Below are 22621 nucleotides of genomic sequence, written 5' to 3' on the forward strand. Positions count from 1 at the left end.
CATGACCGGGGTAACCGCAGTACCCAGCCCCCGCCAGTACCTTGGCGGGGAGCTGGGTTGTTGAGCATCTGGGGCGCGAGGCAATCGCTGCCCCCTCGCCCGGCCGGCCTAATCCAGCAAGCCGACACGGGCGCGACGACCAATCAACACACCCTGTCATTCGCCAAAGAGGTGATCCCATGGCCGCACGCATGAAAACACTCGCTCCCACCGCCGATGCATCCACGCTCAGCATGATTGCCCAAGCGCTCTTGCCGGAGGAAACGACCCCCCCGCCGGATGACCCCAAGCGCGAAGCCATCATGCAGAGCTTCGACGAACTCCTGCGCGTCAGCGCGGGCCTGGGCGCCATCCTGACGCTGCTCGATCTGCAAGCCGACGCGGCAATCGATTGCATTGGCCTGCATAGCCTGCTGGCGCCGTTGCGGCAGCAGCTTGACGCCAGCGTGAATCGTATCGACGAGTTGTTCTGAGAGCCGATGGCTGGGCGGCATCCGCTCAGCCGTCAACGTTGCGCAGGTTGCATGGCGGCGTAGTCGGGAAGCCGAGCTAACACTGCCGTCGCTTTGCGCAGCGTCCAGATGAGAACCCGCCTCTCAAATTCTCGACTCGCTCCCGTACTAAGTGACATTTCTTCACGTCACTACGGACCTTTCTCAACGCCGATCAGGCGATCCGCAGGCACATTGGCAAGGCGTTCGAGCACGCCGAGTGTCGGCGACCTGACAAGCGGAGGAAGGCATGCACGATGCGCTCGATCCGTTTGCCCGCGCCGTTTACTCCTTTCAAGACTCGGCGCAATGTCGCGGCAGATGCGCTCACCACGAGACCACGAAACGCACCGCTATAAGCATCAAACGATGCTATATCGAGTGCTCACACTTACGGACACTCCCATGCGTACGACGATTTCGCTTGATGACGACTTGATCGCCAAAGCTCAGGCTTATACGGGTGTGGAAGAAAAAACGGCACTCGTGCGCGAAGCGTTAAAGGCCTTGATCCAGCGTGAAGCCGCGAAACGACTCGCGAATCTTGGCGGTAGCCAACCGGGCATCAAGGGGGCGCCGCGTCGTCGGTTGGACGTCGAATGATCCTTGTCGACACGTCGGTCTGGATTGACCATATCAACGCTTCTGATCCGATGCTGATTAGCCTGCTTGCCGAGGGGCGTGTGCTGGCTCATCCCTATGTGATAGACGAGATCTCACTCGGTAGTTTGCGTGACCGTGACGTCGTGCTCGGCGCGTTGCTCGATCTGCCGCGCGCGCCAGTAGCCACACCGGAGGAGACGTTTTATCTGATCGAGCGCGAAGGATTGTTCAATCGTGGAATCGGATTTGTAGACACGTCGCTGTTGGCGTCTGCACGCCTACAACCCGGTGTCACCATCTGGACGCGCGACAAGCGATTGAAGAAAGTTGCCGATGAACTCAATCTCAGCGCAGTGCTTGCGCACTAGAAAACGGAAAAGGCGGGCGGGGAGGATCGGGCAGTCGGCAAGCTGAGCCAACACTGCCATCGCCCTGCGCGGCGTCCGGATGAGAACCCGCCTCCCAGCTTCATGTCGCATTCCTGCTCACTCAGGGAATGTTCTTCGCGTTCTTGCAGAAATTTCCCAAAGCCGATCAGGCGATCCGCGGGCACATTGGCAAGGTGTCCGACCACGTTGCGTGTCGGCGACCTGACAACGGAGGATGGCATGGACGATATGCGAGAGGCCCTGAAACATGGCGACAAGACTGGCACCGGCGGGGTACTGATTTCCACGGTGATTGATTTTGCGCATCACGGTGTCGCCGTCGCGGCGGAGGGCGACCACGCTACCTGTCCAGCTTGCAAGGTGGGTGGCCCGGTGATGAACGACGCCTATCCGCACTTCACGCTCATGGACGGGCGCCAGATTCTGGTGCGGGGCGCCAGGGTGATGTGCCAATGCGCGGACAAGCCACTGGTCATCCCGTCACAGGCGGATTTCATCATTCAGGTGAACCGGGGAGGCCGCCTCCAGCCTTCGGCTGCGCCAAGCACTTACGCACCAAGCTCCGCCGAGAAGCTGTCTGACGGGCCAAGCCACCTCGTGGACGATTCGGAGCGGATCTGTGCGAACATGAGCAATGCGGAGTTTCGCAGCCTCGTTCTCAGGCTTCGCGACACGGCGGTTCTGTGCTGCGGCAAGAGGTTGGTGGAGCTTCGACGGTGGGGCCACGCGGATCGGGCGCGAGTCGAGACGTGGTTTGGCGTATCCGATGAAAGGGTCCGCCAACGCCTGCTTGAGGGAATTCCCCGTATTGAGTCGATCCTCAGGAGCCTGACTGCCGACAACTTTGTTCGATACTCCGACGAGACGATGGAATACATTGGTTGTACGCCTAAGACTCGCAATAATCCGGACATCGCGGCTGCCGTTTGCGCTCCCGATACGAAGACGCACACCATCGCCATTGCACTGAAATTCTGCGACTTATCGCCCTACTCCGACTCCGTGGACTCGCAGTTACTAACGCTTGTCCATGAGGTTTCCCACTTCCAGGATGCCATGGCGACCGAGGATCCCTTCTATCAGCTATTTAGAGCAAAGCGGGAAGCCGCGGCAAAGAACCCAAGGTGTATTGAGAATGCAGATAACGTGGCCGCCTATGTCATTGTCTAAGTACTTCCGCAGCGTTGCTGCAGCGGCTGCAATCCTTGTGCAGCCTGCAATGGCTTGCAGCTTCGACATTTCCTTCAACAGCAATTTCGAGCCAGGCGCGGTTCGCCTGCCGGCATCGGAAGTTCGCAAATTGGCGGAATGGATGGTCGACTCTCCCGGGAGATATGAGAACAAGGAGGAGTTTCACATTCTCGTCTACGAGGCCCCCACCGTTGGTGTCAGTCATGCCCTCGCACGCAAGCGCGCATCTCACCTGGAGCATTGGCTGACGACTTTTGGTGTGCCGGTGAGCATGATTTCCATGGAAATCCCACGCTACAAACCTGGCAAGTCGGCGGAACCGCCGAATTTTGCGCATATCAATTTCATGCCGGGGTGTCCGCACCCTTGCTGTCCAGGTCCGGAACCAACCTCGCAGATTCGCTAGGCGTGCGCTAGATGACTTCTCCCTGCCCGGCAGCCTCTTTGTCAAACGGCATCGAACTGGAGGCGCTGCGCGCCGCAATTGCGGCGGGCATGGCAAGTGGTACCGCTAAGCCTGCTGAAGATGTACTTGCGAGGCTGGAGAGCAAGTACCGCGCTGCGGACAAGAGCAAGCACCGCTGACGCGGCACACGATCGCGCCACTCGCCGGGCAGGATTTGACGTCCACATTCTTCATCTGCCCCCCTTCCTGCACCTCTCGATGTGAATCTTTCTCAGTTTCGCCGGCGATATCTGCGGCATGTCGTACGCAATGTTTGTCGCCTCGGTGGCGGTGGAGAGAAAGAGCGGGTCGCCCCCGCCAACCTGATTCACTTTCGTCAGTACATCTTGCCTGGGCACCCCCGTATCGCGCTGTTGAGCGGCCATGAAGAGGAGGTCGGCTACGCACTGGCAGACCGACATCCTTTGCGCCTTGCTGACGTCGCCTTGGCTCGCTTGCGTCTGCGCATAGGCTGCGGCCCCGACAAACAGGGCAACGGCCGCAATCATTGCGGCTCGTTTAGCTTGGTGATGCATGTTGTTTTGCCCCCTCTTCTGTTGAGGTGGTCTGGTCCTGCCACGCTGGCTCCGCGCTTGTGAACATTATTCTCTTGTGCAGGAGGCGATCTGTGTGGCGCCGAACCTTCGGCGCAGCCTTCTACGCTCAAGCCCCATGCAAGGCTGGATTACTCGATTCCGCCAGGCAGGACTTAGCTTTGCAGCGCACGTTGCGACGGCGCGTGCTATGTGGTCACGGGCGAGAAAACCTGGATCTCCAGCGGTGCCCTCGATAATGTCGATCACCGTCAGCTCGACGCAAACTGCCGCCGCCTGGTCGCCGAGCTAGGCAAGGCCGGCCTGCAGCGCGCACGCGTGCCGGCAGCTGGCTATCCATGCCGAAAAATGCCGAAACGCCAGGAGTTCGATGGGGAAACGAACACCTTTGAGCATGTTCATCTTGAAGCACCAGGCGCCCTGCGCGCCGATGTCGGCCTGAGGGGTAATTGCACTTAAGGTGCTGTATATGACACGTATAGCTATTTTTCATGGTTAGCTGTACAGCAAAACAATAAAAAATAGCTAAACTAAGCATGAGTCCCACAATTTTGCTGATCAGCAAATTCACATGAATTCCGATTTCACCGAGTCGTTGATAGCACGGTTTGTCGAAGCGTTCGAAGGCTCCACCGAAAAACAGCTCTCTGGGCAACGGCACACAGAAGTACCGTTTCAGGCGCATGGACGCCCTGGTCGGCTGGACCTGCTCGTGAGTGTGGAGGGCGTTGACCTTCGCCTCGCTGCCGAGATCCTGCGGGTAGGCTACCCGCGCGACATTCGGAACGCCGTGTGGCGGCTGGAAGAGTATCGACTGTCCCTGGAAGACGCGAGCAACACCGCCCTTTTCGTGATTGCCGAGCAACTTAGCGCGGGGGCGCGGGAGATCTTGCGCGAGCGCAACATAGGCTACTTCGACGCCAGTGGAAGTTTGTACCTTAAGCACAAGGACTGGCTGATCAACATCGATCGCCTGGCGAAACCAGGTTCGCCCCGGCGCGCAGAATCGCTCTTCACTGGCGCGAGGGAGCAGGTCATACATGCCCTGCTCCATTCCCATCAGAAATGGCTGACCGGGCTTGAGATTGCCAGCCTCGCCGAAACCTCCGCCTACACGGTGTCGCTCACCTTGCAAGAATTGGAACGCCGGGAGTTGCTGGAGTCCAAAGGCAGTGGGCGAACGCTACGCCGGCGACTTGCACAGCCAGGTGTGCTGCTTGACTTGTGGGCCGACGCCTGGCGTGTTCGCAAGGAACATAAAACACGCTGGTTTGCATACACCCACAACCCGAAGGCGATGCTTCTGGCTATCGCCGACAAGCTGGAACGCGAGGCGCTGAGGGGCTGGGCATTCACCAGCACCGCTGCGGCGAATGCTGTGTCACCGCTGCTTACGCACGTGGAGAGCGCAGAAATCATTGTTCCGCCTGGCAGCGCGCCCGACTACGCAAAGGCGCTGGGGTTGCAGGAGGTGGAGAAAGGCTCGAATGTCACCCTCATCGAGCGCAGTGGTGCGAGTTCCTTATTCACAGGAGAACACTCGGATCCTCCCTCGCACCTAGCCAGCGCGTTCATCATGTACCTGGACTTGCTGGACGGCCGCGGCCGCAACAAGGAACTTGCTTCGCAACTTCGCTCGGACATCCTGAAAATCTGACCTCATGGCCCTCTCCAAACCGGCAACCGCCGATGGTTACAACGCAGAACACACGCTCGCTTGCGAACGGGCATTGATCACCCTGCTCCGTGGGTTTGGCACCCTCAAGCCGACCTTACGTCTGGTTGGCGGTCTTGTTCCGCGCTACCTCACGCCAGAGCAGCCGCCGGATGTGCCGGCTCACGCAGGCACCTCTGATGTAGACATTGTTCTGAACTTGCAAGTGCTTGCCGCCGGCGATGCATACAGAGATTTGGCCAAGCAGTTGAAGGATTGGGGGTTTGCGAGGTATGTGAACGCCAATGGCAAGCCCAGTAGCTGGCGCTGGCAGCGGCAGGTATCCGCGCACGAGTATGTGATGATCGAATTCCTGCGGGATACAAGCGAAGAATTGCCTGGCGGGAAGGTGGGTACTGTCGACGGTGAGGGCATCTCGGCGCTTGCGATCAATCATATCGGGATCGTCCATGACTGGTTTGCTCAACGAGAGATCACTGCTGAATTGCTTGACGGCGGTGGGGTTGCGACGGAGACGGTACGCTACGCTGATGTGACGGCTTTCCTCGTCCTGAAAGCGCTGGCGTTTGATGATCGCGCAGAGAACAAGGATGCTGCGGATCTTGTGCACGTCATGCGCTACGCGGGACACCTCGAATGGGTCGCGGAGCAATTCAGGTCGCGACGCGGCGAGGGCAAGCACGCAAAAGCTGTGGATAGCGCTCTCGACGCATTGCGCCTGCGCTTCTGTGGCGCAGACGGCGTCGAGGGGCATTTGCGGGACGGCCCGGTAGCATGCGCGCGATTCATGTACGGCTCGGATGAAGATCTTTCCGAGACGCGCATTCTGGAGCAACGCCAGATATCAGGCATGGTCACGGAATTCCTGCGGCTTGTTGAGGGCGGGCGCGATAGCGCTTCGCAAGCGTAGAGATCGGCAGCAAAGATCTCCGCCAGCAAAGACGAATCGCCCGAAGTTTCTACGGCTACCTGCCTGCTATAGCAGCAGATCTGGCAAGAGCGACGCGGCCACTGCTTCTTCGGCAATGGACAATCCGTGCTTTCGCATCGCGCCGGTCAAAGCCGGATCCCACGTTGCCGTTACGCCCGCTCCGGTCAGATCGCGTTCTGTGTGCGGTGCCTCAAGCGCTGCCGCCTCATAGTCGGTTGCTTGGAGACGCCAGGGCCGCGCTCCCCAGGCACGCATGACATGGTTGGCAATTCCGATGCCGGGCCAGTCGAAGTCGCCGTGGTAGTGGAGGTGTGCTCCAGCGCGGTGCAGTTGGTCAAGCAGCGTACGCTGCGCTGCCGCGGGCATGCCGTCGGTGCAGACGAGCGGTGCGCTGTGTTCGCCGAGAAGGTCCGCGGCGATGGCAACAAGGTTGGGATTCTCGCAGACATACACAGTGCGCTCGCTCACGGCCCATGCTGGCGGCGCGCGTAAGAGCCGGCGTAGCGAGAGGTAGCCGGGCTCGCCCGCGGGGTTGACGCTCGCTGCCTCTGCCAGCACGGGAAGATTCAAGAACAGCACCGGTCTTGCCAGTTCGTTGACCAGAATGCCGGCCCGGGCCCAGGTCTCGCGTGTGGATTCGTCGCGCTGTTCGGGGCTGGCAGCGTCGTCGGCCTGCGCTTGCGTATCGGTGCGTGTTCAGGGCATCACTGTCCTGTCGCGCTGCCGCAATACGGCAAGGACTAGGGTCGCTGTAGCCTGGCCGTTGTCGAGCGCATGCGCATTGCCGAGCGTCTCGGCCGCAAGTTGTGCGCGTGGTACTCCGCTGGCCGGTATCCGCGACAAGACGGCCTGAGCTCGTTCGAGGAGTTGGCTCGCGGCTAGCGGGTCTTGCCGCGCAAGTCGTTTGAGTAAACCGAACGCCTGCGGCTTTTGCAGATAGTTCGCGAGTGCTGGATCATGGCAAGCCTTGCTTACGGCTGACCATTGCGCGTGTTGCTCTGCGCGTGCCGAGGCCGTGTTTTCAATCGGGCCGTCGAGCCGTTCGAGTGCATCCCGCAAGGAGTCGGCAATGCCAGCCTCACGCAATCTGGCATCGATGGCGGCGAGGTCGAGTTGCAGCGATTGCGCTTGGCTCGGGCGGCGCCCTGTCAGTACCGCAAGCGCTTCGTATTCAACCGGACTCAGGCCGCCAATGCGCAAGGCCGGCGGCGGTGCGTCGCTCAGTAGCCTCGCGAAGCGTTTGCGCAGCCGCAGCCGCAGTCCAGCCAACGCGGGGCCGCCGAGCAGCGATTGCAGACGGGGGTCAACCGCCAGGCGCGCCATCGGATCGTTGCTCCTCATGACGTAGCAAAGCGTCGGTCCGGATCCGCTTCACGCCGTCGGGCGCGACCGTCCCACATCCAGCGGGAGACGAACACGGCGTCGATGCCCTCGCGCCGCTGCAGTTGACAGATCGCTACCCCAGGTAATTCGGCATAACAGGCCCATTCGCGCTCGCTGGTGATGACGAAATCGAGATCGAACTCGTGGATAAGTCCCATGCAGTGGGCGCGGGCGGCATCGTCGATGCCGGCGAACGCTTCATCGAGCAACATCAGCCGCGGCGCCTGCGGGTTGCAGCCTTGGCTGTAGAAGCTGGAGATGGCGGCGAACAGTGGCACGGTCAGACCGAGTGCGCGTTCGCCGCTGGATGCCGGTCCGGACAGCTTGCGCCACTGTCCGTCCTGGAGCCGCTCCACGCGAAAATGGTGCCAGCGGCGGTAGTCCAGGGCGCGCGCAAGTTGGTCGATCAGGCTGCCGCCGCCATCTCCTGCAGTGCCACCGGGTTCGGCGTCGGCACGCTCGCGTTCGGCCGTGATGCGCATCTGCAGCATGGTCCCGACGACGCGCCGGTCCTCGGCCGACCAGAGGTCGGCGCTCGTGTTTAGCAGCCGCTCGCGCGCGGCATCGAGTCCGACGGGCGCGCCCTCATCTGTGCCGAGCGGCTGCCACCGCAGCCGGTAGCGTACGCCTGTGGAGGTCGGCCGCTTATGCAGTTCGCTGTTGATGGCATTGACCTGATGCTCCGCCGCACGCAATAGCCGCTGCACTTCAGAGGCGATCTCCGCCTGAAGGTGGTTCTCGAGGATGGCGCGTTCGTTGGCTGACAGCAGTTCGCTGCGCTGCGCAATGTCATCGGCAAGCCGGGCCGCGAGCAAGTCGGGCCGCTCAGGGCGGTTGTGATAAATGATGTGCACTACAAAGCCCCAGTCGTTGGCCTCCGCCGTCGCGTGGTGGCCAAGCGCGGTAAGCGCGCGCTGCAGGTCTTGCAGATCCTCGCTGATCAGCCGCTGGACTCGGTTCCAACTGGCTTCGTCATCGGAGATATGGGCCAGTGCCTGCTCGGCTCGGCGTGCCAGCGTCAGCGCAGGATCGATAGTCCAGGCGCTGCCCAGATCGGGCAATTCCAGGGTGGGCAAGGCCGACGACAGCAAGCTGCTAGCGGCGAAGTGCTGCAGGCGCGCGACGGCGACGGTTCGCGCCTCGCCGCGCTGGGCGAGCGCTTGCTCGGCAGTCCCGGCCTGGGCGCCCGCCCGAGCGCGCTCCTCACCCGCGATGCGGCGGCTATCGGAGGCCTCACGCTCCGCCTCTACCGCCTTCCCTACAGCTTCGCGCGCTTCACGCAATTGCTTGAGCAGGTTGTCCACGTCGGCACCGACCGTGTCGCGCAATACTTCAAAGCGGGCCTGGGCTTCCTCAGCTTCTATGCGATAGGCCGCAAGCTGACCTTGAATCTGATTCAGATGGGCCTGTGCTTCGGCTTCGCGCGCTCGCTGCCGGGCAAGTTCGGGCTGCGCGCGCCGCCATTCCTGCGCCGTCTGCAGGACCCGGTAGAGACCGTCGAGGCAACGTTGTATGGCTGCATTGATTGCGGGGAGTGCTTCGGCATCAAGCGGCAGGCCCATGTCGGTGGCGTCGTGCCGCAAGGCGTCGCGTGCGGATTGCACTTCGCTTTCGGCGGCGCGGCACAGTGCTTCGGCCCGATCTAGCCGGCCGCGTGCCGCCTGATAATCGCGGGCGGCCGAAGCGGCGGCACGCAGCGCCTGATGCAGTGCCTGCTCAGACGGTGCCCCCGCCCATTCTTGCCCGGCCTGGCGCCTATCATCGGCCAGCCGGTCGTCATCGAGTTGCACCTGCGCCAGCTCGTCGGCAAGGCCGGCGAGTAGCACCGTGATGGCGGCAACGCGTTGCTGGCGCGCCAAGGCACGGGCACGCTGGCCGATGTATATCGCCTGCGGCTTGGTCCATGCGCCGGCGAGCGTTCCCAGACGGAAGCGCCCGTCGGGGGCGACCCAGGCTTCGGCGTCATTGTCTGCTCCGCAAGCTACGCTAGCCAGTAGCCGTTCGATCAGTGCGGCTGGTACCGGCCCTTCCGCGGTGACATCGGCACACAGCCACTCGGCCAGCGTTGCACCGAGCGTACCCGGCCGCAGTGTCCATTGGCTATCCAGCCAAGGCTCGCCCTTCTCGTCTGCGAGCAACGTGCCACTGGGCGTTACCCAGGCGTCAAGCAGGCCGGACGCCTCCAGCGCAGCTTCGAGTCCTGCCCGTTGCGCTGCGTCCACGTGTTCGCGGAATTCAACTAGCTGCCACAGTGGCGCGCCAGCCTGCGCCCCACGGGTGTCGGAGCCGCGTGTATGAGGCGTCGGTGGCATAGCGTCGCGGCCCGCGAGCAGTCCGGCGCGTTCGGCATCGAGTTCGGCGCATTCCAGTTGCAGCGCACTGCGGCGGCGATCAATTTCCGCCTGGCGGGCGGCGTGCTGCACTTGCGCGTTTTGCTGCGCTTGCTGCAAGGCCAGGCGACAGGGATTGTCGCCTTCGGGGCGTACTACCCACTCGCCCAAATCTTGCAGCGGGGTTTCCGCGTCGATGCGCAGTTGTACCAGGGTGGCAGCGTACTCTGCCCAGTCAGTAACCAGTGTCTGTCCGGCCTGTTCCGCCGCCATGTCTGCTTCTGTGCGCTGCACCGTGGCCTCTTCCAGTTCCTCCTGGCATTCGCCTTGTGCCTGCTGACGTTGCGTGAGCGCTTGCAACGCTTGCTGCACCGCGCTGTGGCGCCGCTCCAGTACAGCCAACTGTTCGCGGCGGTTGTCAATCGCGGTGCGCAACGCGCGTGGGGCAGCCTCAAAATCGTGCGAGGCCAAGTCGGCAAGCGCTGCGGGCTCTATTGTGAGCAAAGGGCTTTCGGCGAACTTGGAACCAATGCCAGCGCTCGCGGCGTCGACGGCGTATTCCTCACGCACGTCGAGCAAGGCCTGCTCCGCCTCGGCGGCACGCTGAGCGCACAGTTCGCTGGATTGAGTCTCGCGCTGCAGCCGGCCATCGGCCTGGGAGCAATGGGCCTTCTGGTCTTCCACGGCCTTCCATCTGTTGATGGCGTCCTTATTTGCACTATCGAGCCGGTTCGCGTCCTGCATGGTGGGGTCGGACTGCAAGGTCTCCAGGCGGCTGCGTTTCGCCGCCAGAGCACTTTCCGCCTGTTTGAGCTCATTCACCGCCGCCGTCTCGGCAGTCTGCGCCGCGCCCAGACCCGCTTGCGCCTGGAGGCGAGCGTGGCTGGCGTTGTCGAACTCCGTCTGCGCTTGCCGTAGCTCGCGCGCCTGGCGTCGGCTGAGCATGCTGGCATAGATGCGGTAACGCTGGTCGAAGCGCTTAACCGCACCCTCCAGAGCCCTCACGTCATCCAGTTGCCGGCGATCCTCTTCGAGTTGGTTGAGGGCCACGGCGACGTCGGTAAGCAACTCCTGTGGCAGCGGCGGCAGCGCTTCGGTGAGTGCGTGCGAAAGCCCGGCTTCATCTGGCTTACGTGAAAGCTGTGGCTGGCGTAATTGGATCAGCGTATCCATCAGCGCGTCGTAACGGCGTTGACCGATCTGGAAAAGCCGCTCGTCGACTGCGCGGCGGTAGCTGTTGGCCGTGTCGAACAGTTGCCCGCAGCCCTCAATGGCTTCGCGCAGGCGTTCGCGGGTGAGTACTACGCCTTGTGCGTTGGTCAGCCAGAGGTCGCGCCCGATGCGCGCGCCGCCATCATCACCATCTGCAAGTATGAAGAACCAGCTTTCAACCTGCGAGCGCCCCGCTACCGCCGAGAGGCCCGCACCTAGCGTCACATAGTGCGTGCTGCCATCCGCCGCACGTCGGCCAAATTCGATCCAGGTGTAGCCGATGCGGCGCGGGTAACTGTTCAACAGCAGGTTCCAGGCCATTTTCTTGCCGTTGTCGCCGTCCGGCTCGATGCGTCCCGATCGCAGGTTGGCGTCAAACAGGAAAGGTAGCGTCAGCGACAGGACCTTTGACTTTCCGGTGCCGTTATTGCCACGCAGCAGCAAGTGACCGTCGCGAAACCAAAACTCTTCGCTGTCATAGTGAAACAGCTCGACCAGACCGAGGCGAAGCGGTTGCCAGCGTTCCCGCTGGGGTTCGGGCAACGCTGGGCGAACTGCGACTGAGGCAGTGGCTGTCGCTGTTGCGAAAATATCGTCTTCGCTCATGTCTAGAACAGGGTGGCGTTGCGGGGATCGGTGTGGGGTGTGTTCGCTTGCGTGTGCACTTGTGCTTCACCGAGCGCAAAACGGGCGATCGCTGGCAGCGCACGGATGTCGTCGCCGTCGCGCGAGATCAGTTGGAGATTATTTAACCGGTCGAGCGCAATCTGCGCCAGTTCGCGCTCGGCGCCTGGCTCGCGCGCGGACTTACGCCAATAGCGGCCATAGCGATCGGTCGCCGCACGCAGGAAAGCGGCGATGGCCCCGGCCGTTGTCGTCGCACCTGCGCCATGTTCCCGGACTTGGGCTGCCAGATGCTCGGCGACGAGCAATGTGACGTGTGCCTCGGTGCCTTCGGCAGGCATCGCGATATCGGTTAGCGCGCCGTCGTCGGTCAGTGCAAGGCCTTCCGCACGCTGTTCGGCAACCAAACCGGTGACTTCGCAGATGCGCGCCGCCATTACCCCGCGCTGGTTGATGAAATATGCCTGGGATTCTGCGTCGAGCGAGTTGGTGTAGATAACAGGGTCATCGAGGAGGCGCCTTGAAAGTGCGTGACGCAGCGCGAGGCGTCGTCCCTCTTCGCTGTCGGCGACATGTTCGGAGACCAGCGAGTGCAACCGCGCCGAGAAATCCGGCGGGGCCTCTCCCGGCGCCCACGTTGAAGGCCCGCGCACGGCAGCCAGCATGCCTGCCAGGGCGCGGCGCTGCACATCGTAGAGCGCGTCGCCGTGTGGGCCTTCTTGTGCGTGGACGAAGCCTTCCTCGTCGCCAGCGACCCGCTGCAGCACGCCGAGTTCCAGTAGACTGCGACAGACGGTGACCAGTTCGCGCCGCTCGGCTGCGCTGCTCAGCGTGAAGACGAAGCCGCTGAGCCGCAGCGCGGGATCGGCTGCAAGTTCCATCACACGGTCGCCGAGCAATTGCAACGTGATTTGCGGGTCGGCACGTTCCAGGACCGCGCAGGCCAGGCTCAGCAGTGCGTAGCGACGACGGTCATAGCCAGGCATGCCACGCGTCGCATCCTGCAGGTCGGCCGGGCGCTTATACAGGCGCGCCCCGTCGCGCTCGACGTGCAGCACCCAGCCGGCTTCGCGAGCGAACCACTCGCGGAGCTTGTCGGCTTGGCGCCGTACGGCCGGGAAGTCGGCATGCGCGGGGTTGAGCAACGGCTGCATCAGCAAGGCGCGCAGCGCGCTGCGAAATTCGTCCTGTTGCTGGCGCGTCTGCAGCTCGCCGATGTGCTGGCTGCTTGGACTACCCGCACCACGCGGGCTCCGGCGGCGCGCGGTCATTCTAACTCCTGGGTGGAGCTGATTGTCAGCCGGTGATCGCGCCCTGAGAACACGCCCGAGGGCGTAGTGATGAGTGCAAGGCTGTCGGCCTCGAGGGGTTCAAGGCAGATTCGCAGTAGCCCGTCGCCGGTTTGCCGTTCGACCGGCTTGTCGGGGCGGGCCTGTTCGCTCAGCGCTTCGCCAAGTAGGTTCAGGAACAGTCCGAACGTCGGCAGATCGAGTTCGCCGAGCTCCGAAAGTAGCGTTGCGCGGCCAGTTGCCAGGTGCTGCCTCGCGGCTTCGACCTGGCGGGACTCTTCTGCAAACTGGACTGCCATCAGAGCGCGTTCTGCGCTGCGGTCCCGCACCTTTGGCAAAGGGCCGCGCGGTGCGGCTTCGCCATATTCGCGCAGTCGTGGGTTGATCTCTAATGGTGGTGCGTCGGCCCAGGGCGTGCTGGCTGGTAAGTCAGCATCATTCAGTGGGTTGAGGGAAAAATGTCGCGCGGGATTGAGCGCGAACGCGGCCCGTGCGAGACGGTGGGCGTCGTCGTCGTTGTCGCAGGAGGCAAACCACCCGGCAAGCGTACGGAAGTCGGCCGAGCGGTCGCTACGACCGCTGCGGCGCTCGTTGAGCGCGGCGATTGCTCCAAGTAATTGCGGAATCGCAGCACGCGCCCGGGCCCGCAGCAGTTCGGCCTGTGGCGGCTCCTGACCAGTGGAAAGGAACCAGCCACGCAGGCCTTTCCAGCGTTCGAGCCAGGCTCGCCAGCGGCGTGCACGCTCTTCGGCGAGTTCGAGTTCGTCGCCTGGCGCAGCGTCGCGTGCTTCACGCTCCGCCACCTGCTGCAGCGCCAGGTTAATGCGTGGTCCCAGGGCTAGCAGCAGCCGCGCGATTGTGTCCGAACGCCGCACCAAGTCGCCCATGAAGCGTTCAAGATAGTCGATCAGACGCCGCTTGTAGGAGGCCACGGCAGTCGCTTCGGCGCGTTGCAGTTCGATGCTGCGAGCGATCCCGGCCATGAACGCCTGGGCATTGTCGGCCAGGTTCTCGAAGACGAGAACGAGATCGCGCAGGATTTCGTGGACCTTGGCGACATCGGCGTCGCTGGTGTCGCCGTTGCCATCGAGCAGTGCTTGCAGCGCGGCGAGCCGGCTGGCGATATCCTCAAGCGCCACAGTTTGCAATTCGGCGCGGCGCTGCAAGCTATGGGCGAATACCACGAGGGCAGCTTCGACCGCCTCCCCGCCGAGTGAGAGCCGGTACAAAAAGCGCGCGCGGTAGAAATCGTTGAGGCTGGCCACCCGAGCGGTATCCGGCTGCGATTGCAAATTGCCCCAGGCGGTGAGTTGCGCCAGCGCGAGGTTGACGTCTTCAATGCGGGGTGTACCGTCCGGCCATTCGGCCTCCGCCAGTACTTCATCAGGGCGCAATTGCAAGCGGTACTGCCGCTTTGCGGCGGCGAAGACGCTCATGATGGCGCGATAGAGCAAAGCCTTCTCGGCGCTTACGTGCCGGAACAAATCGGCAGAATCGCTTGAGGTTGACACTTGGCCGCCTCCTACGGTGGATGCTGCGTTGGGAGCAAGACGGTGGTCCAGATTTGCAATGGTATGCCAATTTGTGGCGAATGGGGCGCAAATAAGTCGGCTTGCATCCGCTTTTCATGTGGCAGAGTGGCCGCAGCACAGATCGGTAATGTTGCATCTCCGGTAAGGCGTGTGCTGAATTTGGAGGGGAGGTCGGACTTATCCTACGCATCAAGAGCCCAGGGAGGCCTCTTGTTGGCGCGTCTAAATGGCAGAGCTAGAACAGTCTGCAGCCATGGAAAATGCCTAAGCCTCCGCCAACTGATCTCCAGGCAGCCTTTGCTTAGCGTTTGGCGAGGCGCAAGGCCTCGCCCCAACTATTTCACTTGCCCGAAGTCGGCTCGATCTCGCGGAAAAGCCTTTCTGCTGCAAGCCGAGCGGCAGCGTCCTGCTCCGGGCTGATCGGATCCAACTTCACCCCGTCCTGTCCCCCAACGTACGCTGGCCCGCCAACATCGTCGTCGTATGGGGAGCCATGCTCGTCGATGGCGTAATAGTCGTCTTTGGTCAGGTCGGTTCCGAATAATTCCGCGAGGTATATCCAGGTCCAGCAGCGCTGCAAATCGCCGTGGTCATACTCCTCGATCAATTGCCGCATCGCCTCAGTGTCACCGGATTCGGCCGCTTTGGTGAGCCACTTCCTTGCGTCGTCCTGTCTACCGAGGCGCTCGGCGATTTCGGCGACGAAGGCGGGGTCCGCATTGACCTCTGCGCTTTCTTGCTCGAAGAAGGCCGGATCATCAAACTGCTCGGCCAACTCGAGCATGGCGTCCCGCTGCCCCAGCCGTGCCGCCTCGCGAAGGTGGCGAGCGTATTTTCCTTCTTTGGCGAGGCGCGAGGCTTCCGCATCCGCCCACTCCTTTTCCACGCCAGTCAAGATCAGTCCCTTTTGGGCTTGGGAGTACCAGTAGCCGCGGCCAACCTCCCGATCCTCATCCTCGTCGTCGGGAGCGTGGAGCAGTGCCAGTGCATAGTGGGCCAGAGCACGTCCTTTCGCTGCATGCGTTTCCAGTCCGTCGAGCAGGATGGGAAATGCCAAATCGTCAGGCTCCGCCCAGCGATCAGCGCGATCGTAGTTACGCTCATCCAATCCGTCGTCTTCTGGATCGTCTTGAACCGCAGGATAGCCGTCATGCCTTGCCAGCTCGCCGCGCAGTACATTCACCAATGCCGCGATGCGAATGGCTCCGATGTGGTGCAAGGCCAAGAAGGCCGGCAGGGCGAGGCTGACAGCGTTCGCAACTTCTGGCTGGTATCCGAGCTGCGCGCAGCGATGTCGGATGTCGGCGTCATCGATACGCGTCGTTCGCGTGGATAGGTGGCGCTCAGTGAAAACGGCCGCGGCATTGAATGCGGCATAGGAGCGAAAACCAAACGTGGCCGCCAGCAACTCGTAGATGTGCGTTCTCTTGACCTGGGTGCCTGTGCTGGCAAGGAGATGCTGCTGCGCGGAGTGCGCGAGTTCATTGATTGTCATGACAAAACTTTCCTCAACGCCACGCCGAATACGGGTCAGGCGCACACGTTTAAGTCCCCGACGACGAGGCTTAAAGAGAAGTTCTTCAGTGACAGTGGAGCAACGCCTTTTTTTACTCGTGTGCAAGTAAGGTGGGCACCTGTGGCGGCATTGTAACCTCGGCAATCGGCTCGGTCCAATCTTGAGCCACTCTACCGCTCAAGATACCCCGAAGCCTCACAAATTCACCTCGGATGCGACGCCGTCTTCGACGGCCACTTCACGCTGTTAAAGTAGTTAGGCCGGCCATCCATCCACACCAAACAACGCTGCAAACGCCCGATCTCGAGCGGTCTGGCTGGTGTGGCCAGCCAGCGGCAGCGAGCGGCGAACTATGCTTGAGGCGCCCATCGCCGCACAGCGATGTCTCACGGCCCGGCAGTACAGCGGCCTTCCGTGTTACCGCGCGCCGTCGCGATCGCCACGCTCAGGCGGCTTATTCCCCTTCACCAGTTCCGCACCCACGCCAAGCATGACGCCGCCGGTCCCAACCGTCGTGGAGATTGCCGTCTCGGTGATGGTCTTCGAGACGGCTCGCGTGTAGGCGTCAACCTGCACGCCAGCGCGGACGTGTGCCTGGACGGTCTGAGGCATCTGGATGGCCCGGGACGTTGAGGTGAGCGATTGCCTGAACAGATTTTGCAGTCCCGACCGGATCGACGCGATCAGCAGCGCCAGCAGTGGGACGGAGAGCAGCATGATGGATAGCTTGAACAGTCCAAGCTTCATGGGGTCTCGAGCGGCCTTTGCGGCGTAGAGGATGCTGAATGCCGCGTATGCGATCAGCACCGGCAGTCCGAGGAATCCTTGCAGCCCTACCGCGCGCAGAACTGGCGCGGGGAATAGCAGTACGTACAACAGCACACTGGCGATGGCTAGCGGCAGTAGCTGGACGATGGACGCAAGCGTCTTGGCGATGTTGAAGAGCACCCAGAGCACAACCAGGATGCCCAGCGGCGGAAACAGGGCGGCGGCAACGGTGAGCGCGAGCGAGATCACGATGCTGCCGGCAATCTCCGCCCAGTGTCCTTCGGACACGATGTAATACAGCATGCAGAGTATCGCGGCTGCGGCAACCGTCAGGAGAAAGAGCACCGGCTCGTCATAACTGTGTGGGACGAGCGCGTTGCGTAGCATGAGCAGCCCCGCGAATATCGACAGGTACACGAAGAATCTCAGGATTTGGCTGGCTGCCGACATGGACTTGGTTTCCTCTACTTTTTTATCTGGCAATGCGGCGCCGCTATCGCGTGACGCGCTTGTTTTTTTGGTTCTTGCGACTTCTGCATCAACGCTGGTTTGCTCCCCTCTCCCATGAAATGGGAGAGGGGAGCTACGGCAGTGCTGGATTTAGCCCAGCGATGCATCGACCCACACAAACGTCGGATGAACCGTTTTCTGCAACCGGGGTACGCGCCGCCCGATCCGGTACCCCACCCTCAGTGACTTACCTGGCGCCGAAGTGCAGCGCCAACTGCAGCGCAATAGATAGTACGCTCAGGCTCAGCGCGGCCGCGATGGCATAGCGGGTGCGCTTTGTGCCCTGCAGCTGCTCCGCACGGAGCTTGGCGAGTTGTGTCTGCGCGGCCTGGGCGAGTTGGCCTTCCATGCCTTGGAGCAGTGCCTGGTTCGCCGATTCCATCTTGGCTTCGGCGGCTTCCACGCGTTGCACGCAGCCGATGAGCTTGAGGGCTTGTTCCTGGGACACGCCCTTGGCTTGCAGCAGGCCTTCGTTTGCGGCGTTGATCGCGGTTTGCTGCTGCGCGAGTTCGTCCTGCTGGGCGCGGATCTGCTTGTTCTGCTCGGCAAGCGCGGTGGCTTGCTGGCGCAGTTGTGATTGCTGCTCTAGCAGCACCTGCTGCTGGTCGCTGAGCACCTTGGAGATGGCAGTATTGACGGCCAGCAGTTCCGCGGATCGCTGGGTCAGGCTGCCAATGGATTGGCTAAGGTCAAGGCTGGCATCCTGGATCTTGTCGTCGAGGTCGTTCCACCAGTTGCTGACAAAATTGCTGCTGGACTTCTCGCGGCGCAGGCGGGCGAGGCGATTGCCGTCGCCTTCGGTGGCGTTCTTGGCGTCTGCCATGCGGGAGACCAGTTCTTGGATCTTGCCGGAACTAAAAATATGCTCTGGCAGCTCCACCGAGGAGAATGCGTGAACGATCTGTAGATCCTGCTTGCCTGCGTAACTCATGCTGCTGTCCGTGTTAGAGATGGTTCAGGAATGCGTCGATTTGCTGTTGACGGTGTTCGATGCTGGCAACGCCTTCGTGGCTGCGGCGAACCTGCTCGCGCGTCTGGGCATTGGTGTGCTCCAGGCTGGCGAGGGTGAGCGCGCTTGTCTGTCCTGCCTGGCCATAGGCCGCGCCGATATCGGCGTAGCCCTGCATGGCTTGGGCGTACTGTTCGACATTGCGTAGGGAGGCGTCACACAGGGCGCGCAGTTCTTCCGCGAACCCGGCGCGGCGTTGTGCGTCGGCCATCAGTTCGTCCAGCAGTTTCTCGTCGCGTGCCTGCCGGTCAAACGCGCTGTCGATCTGATAGGCGAGGTAGGCGGACAGCAGGCCACTGACAATGCCCACCAGCACGGGGGACACCACATCGGCAAATGGCTTGAGGAAGGGAATGGTGAGCATGAAGGCTGCCACGCTCTCTTCAAGCAGCACGCCCACGGTGGTGGCGACGACGGTGGCAAGGATCTTCAGCGCGGCCTGCATGGCCTCGCGCGGCGTCATGTGTGCGGGCCGCATGGCGATGAGCTTGAACGCGCGATAGAGGCCGAGCAGTACCTCGCGCAAGGCGGTGACGATGCGTTTGGCCGTGGTGATAAACGAGTTGATCAGGAACGTGAGCAGATTGCTCATGAAGCCGCTGACGCCGCCGCCAAGCAGTTGCCCCATGGCATCTGGCAGCTTTGCCGCCACGGCCTGGATGACGCGGCCAAGGCGCTCGCGAATGTCCTGGAAGAGCGTTTTTCCTGCCTCCACGCCCCGTTTGATCAGGACCTTGAACTCATTGAACAGGCCGTTGACCAGTTCGGTGAGCAGCAGCCCTAGCGCCTGGCGCACGGCCATGCGCGCGGCTTGGTCCAGGCCTGTGGTCAGGAGCTCGCCCGTTTGCTTCTTGAGCAGGCTGGTGTCGATGGTGGCGTTGATCTTGTCGGAGGCCGTGCGGTAGGCCTCGTCCATGCGCTTGGGATCCACCTCGTAGTGCTCGGCGTTGGTTTTATCGTCCTGGCCGGCTTTATTGGCACGGGCCCATTCCTGGGCATCCTTGTCGCTCTTCGATCGGTTCAGGCTGGCGTCGGTGCCGACAAGGTTGGCGTCGTCGTTCAGCAGCGTCTTGATCTTGTCGACGCTGGCAGTGCCGTCCTTGACTTCGCCAAGCGCAAGGTGCGCGCGGGGATCGGTGGCAACGGCCTTGAGCGGAACGACATGGTCCAGGTCGAAGTCTTCACTGAGCGGCTTGCCGGTGTAGCCATCGATGCCGCTTTGCGCTGCGCTGTCGCGCTTGCGTTGCCAGTCGGTGGTGCTTGCCGCGTAGCTGGCGCGGTCGAACTCGTCGGCGCTTTGCCGGAAGCGCGCGTATCGCGCCTGGTCGTCGTCCGTTGCGGTGGTGCCTTGGGCGAAGTTGTGGGCGGTGGTGACGTTGCCGCCGGTCTTGTCCTGGAACATCGCCGTGGACAAGCCAAAGGGGCCGATGATCTGGGCAAGCACATGCTGCTGGCAATCGTCGAATAGGGTTTGAAGCCGTTGCTCACGCAGCTGCGTTGCGGATTCTCTCATTGCTTGCTCTTGCTTCTCTTGGTTGGGCTTGGTTGGATTTGGCTGTTGTTCGCTTGTTTAGCGCTGGCGCTCGGTGAATTGCGAGAACCATTGCCCGAAGCTGTCCGCAATGCGCTCTCTCTTGGGGGCGTCGTGCCACAGGGCGATGACCTGGCCGTACTGGCCGCCGGTATCCGGGTCCAGGTCCAGGCAGAGGTGATCGCCGGCGCCGTTGTAGGTGAAGGGGATCCATTTTGGCGACCACCACAGTGGCTTCACCCCGGGATCCGGCCTTGCGGTCATTTGCGCGAACTCGCCGCTGGCCCAGAGTGCGTGCCACACCTTCCATTCACGCAGCACGCGCGCGGTGGATAGGAATTCGGTACCGTCGAAGAGCCATTCGGCGTGGCGATCCTGGCCGTCGTGCACCAGCAGGCATTGCACGTAGTCATCGGGCAGGGACACGCCGAGCTCGCGCTCAAGGTCTGCCACCCGTTCGGCCGACGCGGGTGGGTTGAGTCCTGCCAGACGGTCCGGGTGGTGTGCTGTCAGCCGGGCTATCAGGCGTTGCCATTGCGTGTTCATCTTGGATTCCAGTGATGCGCGTTGCCGTGTGATGCGTTCGCCAATTCCAGATCGGCCATTCCTCGGATAACTTTAGGGAAATCCTGGATCTTTTTTCTTGGGCAGCCGATTGAGGTTGCATGGCATTCAACCGCATGACAGGGGTGAATATTGGACGCGATACCGGACAGCGAATTGTCCGGTGCGGGCAGCAGACTTGCGGCTACCGATACACAGGAGCCTGCAAATGCATCAGAACGACCCCCTCGACATGACCATCGTGACCATCGGCCACGACGTGCTGACCCCGATCAAGCCGCTGCGGGTTGCGATTCAGCGGTGGGGTTTCTCGGCGGAGGAGGTGCAGGGCGTGATCATGGATTGCCCGACGTTTGCGGGTGCCCTGGAATGGATGCAGGCCGGGCATGCCGGCGCGCGCGCCGACGTGGTTGTCCACCTGGTTGACGCTGCGCGCCTGACCGGCGCTAACGGGGGCGCGATGTGGAATGCCATGGGGCCGGTGCAGGCGATGAGGAAGGCGCGCAACACGGGCAGCCTCGAGATTGCGCTTGTGCTCGGTGCTGCCAGCCAGCTGCCGGCCGTACGTGCGGGCAGCTGGATCCTCGCTGGCTCGCGCAGCCTGGCGAGTGCGCTGGGCATTCTCTTGCGCTCGACGCTGGATCCGGCCGCGCTGCTGGCGGCGGGCAGCGAGCCGCTCAGGTGGCTGCGGGAGCTGGCATCGCTGGATACCACCTGCTTGCTGCTGCAGCAAACCGACCCCGCGCCCGAGCGCCTGGCCGGCAAGATCGAAGAGGATCTGGTCGCCCTGATCGGCGGAGGATATGCGGCGCCCTCCTGGGTCTCCATTGCGGGCCCGAGCGCGGCCATTGCCGCGCTGCGCCAGCGCACCGGGGTCATCGCCCGGCGCTTGATGTACTCCGCGCGCCCTTTCGAAAAGGCGAGCGCGGATCTGGTGGTTGCGTTTCCCTGGCCGGATCTGATGCGCTAGGGCTTCCCTTACGTGACCGACCCCAAGGACGATGGCTGCGTGGACGCTGGCCCGGCGGTGTTGTCATCGTCATCGCTATCGCTATCGCCATCGTTGCAGCCGTCGTCGGCGTACAGGGAAGCCGCTTCCTTGAGGAGCTTGCCGATCTCGCGCCGGACACTTGCCGGGGCAATGACCTCCACAAACGGCGAGCGCTCCAGCAGCAGGTTGTTCAGCGCGATCGACGGCGCAACGGTGGCGGTCAGGACAAAGCCGCCCTCCTCCTCGGTGATGCACTGATCGTCGGAGAGCCGCACGGATCGGAACTGGCTTGGGACGGACCCACGCTCGCGTACGCGCAGAACGAGTGGCTCGGGCGTGCTGGCGAACCACTCCAGCGCCTTCTCCTCCTTGATGAAGGCCTGCAGGTCGAACCCGTGCTCGCGCTTGAGCACGAAGCCGCGGTTCTCCACCGCAAGCATGCGGTCGAGCCGCATCAACCATGGCGAGCCCTGCTTGCCGCTGGAGCGCCGGTGCTTGACCACCAGGTACCAGAATGAGCCTTTCTCGACGATGCCATAGGGCAGCACCTCGTATTCCTTGGGCTGCGTGATCTCCCTGGCCGCCACCTGGTAGCGCACGAATAGCGTCTGGTCCAGGTACAGCGCCGCCCAGATGGTCTCGAAGATCTGTTCGTCGACTGTTGGCGGGATCAAGGGGTAGCCGGCGTCCAGGCGCGCGGTCTTGCCCATCCACGCCAGCGCGCTTTCCGAGCGGCTGTCGATGGGGTTCGCGCGGAGCACGCGCGCAGCACCTTCAAAGTATCCTTCGAGGTCGCCGATGACACTGTTGGGAAGGTGGTGTCGCGCAAGCTGACGCAGCTTGAGCAGCGCCAGCGAAAGATCGATTGATGGCCGGACGGCAGCTGCCGGCCCGTTTGCCAGCAGTCTCCACTGTCTTGCGGAACCATTGCCTTCACCCGCCAGGTAGTTCTGTTCTTCCAGTGCGGCGAAGGCACGGCGAACGTCCTTTTCCTGGTCCCCTGACATCCCCAGCTTTGCCATGACTGCGTGCTTGAGTTCGGGAGACTTCCATGCATCGCGACGCTGCGAAGCCATGATGTCC

The 22621-nt window shown here is 62.4% G+C and carries 21 protein-coding genes and 1 pseudogene; 10 read left to right on the forward strand and 12 right to left on the reverse strand.

Annotation, left to right across the window (positions count from 1 at the left end; genetic code table 11):
• Positions 1–191: 191 nt before the first annotated feature.
• From AC07XB_RS06800 to AC07XB_RS06825, 6 genes are all read left to right on the forward strand, one after another.
• Positions 192–473 (forward strand): DUF1484 family protein, encoded by a 282-nt coding sequence (locus AC07XB_RS06800; RefSeq protein ID WP_492827459.1) that lies wholly within the window; start codon positions 192–194, stop codon positions 471–473.
• A gap of 423 nt (positions 474–896) precedes the next feature.
• Entirely contained in the window at positions 897–1094 is a 198-nt protein-coding gene (locus AC07XB_RS06805; RefSeq protein ID WP_183035768.1) for a type II toxin-antitoxin system VapB family antitoxin, read from the forward strand.
• A complete protein-coding gene (locus AC07XB_RS06810; protein WP_492827457.1) occupies positions 1091–1462 on the forward strand; it encodes a type II toxin-antitoxin system VapC family toxin in 372 nt (123 codons plus the stop codon). Before AC07XB_RS06805 ends, AC07XB_RS06810 begins: the two co-directional genes overlap by 4 nt.
• 240 nt (positions 1463–1702) lie before the next feature.
• On the forward strand, positions 1703–2653 hold the full coding sequence (locus AC07XB_RS06815) for a M35 family metalloendopeptidase (protein ID WP_492827455.1): 951 nt from the start codon (positions 1703–1705) through the stop codon (positions 2651–2653).
• Positions 2640–3080 carry a hypothetical protein gene (locus AC07XB_RS06820; protein WP_492827453.1) on the forward strand — a complete coding sequence of 147 codons (441 nt, stop codon included), beginning with the start codon at positions 2640–2642 and terminating at the stop codon, positions 3078–3080. Before AC07XB_RS06815 ends, AC07XB_RS06820 begins: the two co-directional genes overlap by 14 nt.
• An 11-nt stretch (positions 3081–3091) precedes the next feature.
• Positions 3092–3259, forward strand: a complete 168-nt coding sequence (locus tag AC07XB_RS06825; protein ID WP_492827451.1) for a ribbon-helix-helix domain-containing protein — start codon at positions 3092–3094, stop codon at positions 3257–3259.
• Positions 3260–3310: 51 nt separating this feature from the next.
• Here AC07XB_RS06825 and AC07XB_RS06830 read toward each other — a convergent pair whose 3' ends face one another.
• Complete coding sequence (locus AC07XB_RS06830; protein WP_492373202.1) at positions 3311–3655, reverse strand: hypothetical protein; 345 nt, start codon at positions 3653–3655, stop codon at positions 3311–3313.
• 210 nt (positions 3656–3865) lie between these two features.
• On the opposite strand from AC07XB_RS06830, the gene AC07XB_RS06835 reads away from it, so the two are divergent.
• The 3 genes from AC07XB_RS06835 to AC07XB_RS06845 all read left to right on the forward strand — a co-directional run bounded on the left by AC07XB_RS06835 (position 3866) and on the right by AC07XB_RS06845 (position 6258).
• The gene (locus AC07XB_RS06835; RefSeq protein WP_492373201.1) at positions 3866–4132 is read left to right on the forward strand and encodes a hypothetical protein; all 267 of its coding nucleotides are present in this window, start codon (positions 3866–3868) and stop codon (positions 4130–4132) included.
• Positions 4133–4244: 112 nt separating this feature from the next.
• On the forward strand, positions 4245–5330 hold the full coding sequence (locus AC07XB_RS06840) for a type IV toxin-antitoxin system AbiEi family antitoxin (RefSeq protein ID WP_492827448.1): 1086 nt from the start codon (positions 4245–4247) through the stop codon (positions 5328–5330).
• Between the two features lie 4 nt (positions 5331–5334).
• Complete coding sequence (locus AC07XB_RS06845; protein ID WP_492373199.1) at positions 5335–6258, forward strand: hypothetical protein; 924 nt, start codon at positions 5335–5337, stop codon at positions 6256–6258.
• Positions 6259–6324: 66 nt separating this feature from the next.
• Here AC07XB_RS06845 and AC07XB_RS06850 read toward each other — a convergent pair.
• From AC07XB_RS06850 to AC07XB_RS06895, 10 genes and pseudogenes are all read right to left on the reverse strand, one after another.
• Positions 6325–6945 (reverse strand): annotated as a pseudogene (locus AC07XB_RS06850) (TIGR02679 family protein); the annotation flags it as partial.
• A gap of 30 nt (positions 6946–6975) precedes the next feature.
• Positions 6976–7602: a TIGR02679 domain-containing protein gene (locus AC07XB_RS06855; RefSeq protein ID WP_492827446.1), complete on the reverse strand. Its 627-nt coding sequence runs from the start codon at positions 7600–7602 to the stop codon at positions 6976–6978.
• Positions 7603–7616: 14 nt separating this feature from the next.
• Positions 7617–11810 (reverse strand): TIGR02680 family protein, encoded by a 4194-nt coding sequence (locus AC07XB_RS06860; protein ID WP_492373197.1) that lies wholly within the window; start codon positions 11808–11810, stop codon positions 7617–7619.
• Positions 11811–11812: 2 nt separating this feature from the next.
• The gene (locus AC07XB_RS06865) at positions 11813–13099 is read right to left on the reverse strand and encodes a TIGR02678 family protein (protein WP_492827444.1); all 1287 of its coding nucleotides are present in this window, start codon (positions 13097–13099) and stop codon (positions 11813–11815) included.
• On the reverse strand, positions 13096–14628 hold the full coding sequence (locus AC07XB_RS06870) for a TIGR02677 family protein (protein WP_492373195.1): 1533 nt from the start codon (positions 14626–14628) through the stop codon (positions 13096–13098). Before AC07XB_RS06870 ends, AC07XB_RS06865 begins: the two co-directional genes overlap by 4 nt.
• A gap of 361 nt (positions 14629–14989) precedes the next feature.
• Positions 14990–16144, reverse strand: coding sequence for a hypothetical protein (locus tag AC07XB_RS06875; protein ID WP_492827442.1), 1155 nt, complete (start codon positions 16142–16144; stop codon positions 14990–14992).
• 438 nt (positions 16145–16582) lie between these two features.
• Positions 16583–17383, reverse strand: coding sequence for a hypothetical protein (locus AC07XB_RS06880; RefSeq protein ID WP_492827440.1), 801 nt, complete (start codon positions 17381–17383; stop codon positions 16583–16585).
• 247 nt (positions 17384–17630) lie between these two features.
• On the reverse strand, positions 17631–18374 hold the full coding sequence (locus AC07XB_RS06885) for a hypothetical protein (protein WP_492373192.1): 744 nt from the start codon (positions 18372–18374) through the stop codon (positions 17631–17633).
• Positions 18375–18387: 13 nt separating this feature from the next.
• Positions 18388–19965 (reverse strand): AI-2E family transporter, encoded by a 1578-nt coding sequence (locus AC07XB_RS06890; RefSeq protein WP_492827438.1) that lies wholly within the window; start codon positions 19963–19965, stop codon positions 18388–18390.
• 57 nt (positions 19966–20022) lie between these two features.
• Positions 20023–20529 carry an SMI1/KNR4 family protein gene (locus AC07XB_RS06895; RefSeq protein WP_416050090.1) on the reverse strand — a complete coding sequence of 169 codons (507 nt, stop codon included), beginning with the start codon at positions 20527–20529 and terminating at the stop codon, positions 20023–20025.
• 226 nt (positions 20530–20755) lie between these two features.
• Here AC07XB_RS06895 and AC07XB_RS06900 point away from each other — a divergent pair, with 226 nt between their 5' ends.
• Positions 20756–21517, forward strand: a complete 762-nt coding sequence (locus tag AC07XB_RS06900; RefSeq protein WP_492827436.1) for a hypothetical protein — start codon at positions 20756–20758, stop codon at positions 21515–21517.
• 8 nt (positions 21518–21525) lie between these two features.
• Here AC07XB_RS06900 and AC07XB_RS06905 read toward each other — a convergent pair whose 3' ends face one another.
• Positions 21526–22614 carry a helix-turn-helix transcriptional regulator gene (locus AC07XB_RS06905; protein WP_492827434.1) on the reverse strand — a complete coding sequence of 363 codons (1089 nt, stop codon included), beginning with the start codon at positions 22612–22614 and terminating at the stop codon, positions 21526–21528.
• Positions 22615–22621: the final 7 nt, after the last annotated feature.

The sequence above is a fragment of the Cupriavidus sp. GW821-FHT02F09 genome (genome assembly GCF_059421605.1).

What these genes read in the sequence shown, in the direction of transcription:
- AC07XB_RS06865 (WP_492827444.1), bottom strand. Translation starts at nt 13,099, where the DNA reads ATGACCGCGCGCCGCCGGAGCCCGCGTGGTGCGGGTAGTCCAAGCAGC.
- AC07XB_RS06890 (WP_492827438.1), bottom strand. Translation starts at nt 19,965, where the DNA reads ATGAGAGAATCCGCAACGCAGCTGCGTGAGCAACGGCTTCAAACCCTA.
- AC07XB_RS06820 (WP_492827453.1), top strand. Translation starts at nt 2,640, where the DNA reads ATGTCATTGTCTAAGTACTTCCGCAGCGTTGCTGCAGCGGCTGCAATC.
- AC07XB_RS06885 (WP_492373192.1), bottom strand. Translation starts at nt 18,374, where the DNA reads ATGAGTTACGCAGGCAAGCAGGATCTACAGATCGTTCACGCATTCTCC.
- AC07XB_RS06800 (WP_492827459.1), top strand. Translation starts at nt 192, where the DNA reads ATGAAAACACTCGCTCCCACCGCCGATGCATCCACGCTCAGCATGATT.
- AC07XB_RS06900 (WP_492827436.1), top strand. Translation starts at nt 20,756, where the DNA reads ATGCATCAGAACGACCCCCTCGACATGACCATCGTGACCATCGGCCAC.
- AC07XB_RS06860 (WP_492373197.1), bottom strand. Translation starts at nt 11,810, where the DNA reads ATGAGCGAAGACGATATTTTCGCAACAGCGACAGCCACTGCCTCAGTC.
- AC07XB_RS06805 (WP_183035768.1), top strand. Translation starts at nt 897, where the DNA reads ATGCGTACGACGATTTCGCTTGATGACGACTTGATCGCCAAAGCTCAG.
- AC07XB_RS06815 (WP_492827455.1), top strand. Translation starts at nt 1,703, where the DNA reads ATGGACGATATGCGAGAGGCCCTGAAACATGGCGACAAGACTGGCACC.
- AC07XB_RS06845 (WP_492373199.1), top strand. Translation starts at nt 5,335, where the DNA reads ATGGCCCTCTCCAAACCGGCAACCGCCGATGGTTACAACGCAGAACAC.
- AC07XB_RS06905 (WP_492827434.1), bottom strand. Translation starts at nt 22,614, where the DNA reads ATGGCTTCGCAGCGTCGCGATGCATGGAAGTCTCCCGAACTCAAGCAC.
- AC07XB_RS06810 (WP_492827457.1), top strand. Translation starts at nt 1,091, where the DNA reads ATGATCCTTGTCGACACGTCGGTCTGGATTGACCATATCAACGCTTCT.
- AC07XB_RS06830 (WP_492373202.1), bottom strand. Translation starts at nt 3,655, where the DNA reads ATGCATCACCAAGCTAAACGAGCCGCAATGATTGCGGCCGTTGCCCTG.
- AC07XB_RS06840 (WP_492827448.1), top strand. Translation starts at nt 4,245, where the DNA reads ATGAATTCCGATTTCACCGAGTCGTTGATAGCACGGTTTGTCGAAGCG.
- AC07XB_RS06875 (WP_492827442.1), bottom strand. Translation starts at nt 16,144, where the DNA reads ATGACAATCAATGAACTCGCGCACTCCGCGCAGCAGCATCTCCTTGCC.
- AC07XB_RS06880 (WP_492827440.1), bottom strand. Translation starts at nt 17,383, where the DNA reads ATGTCGGCAGCCAGCCAAATCCTGAGATTCTTCGTGTACCTGTCGATA.
- AC07XB_RS06825 (WP_492827451.1), top strand. Translation starts at nt 3,092, where the DNA reads ATGACTTCTCCCTGCCCGGCAGCCTCTTTGTCAAACGGCATCGAACTG.
- AC07XB_RS06855 (WP_492827446.1), bottom strand. Translation starts at nt 7,602, where the DNA reads ATGGCGCGCCTGGCGGTTGACCCCCGTCTGCAATCGCTGCTCGGCGGC.
- AC07XB_RS06895 (WP_416050090.1), bottom strand. Translation starts at nt 20,529, where the DNA reads ATGAACACGCAATGGCAACGCCTGATAGCCCGGCTGACAGCACACCAC.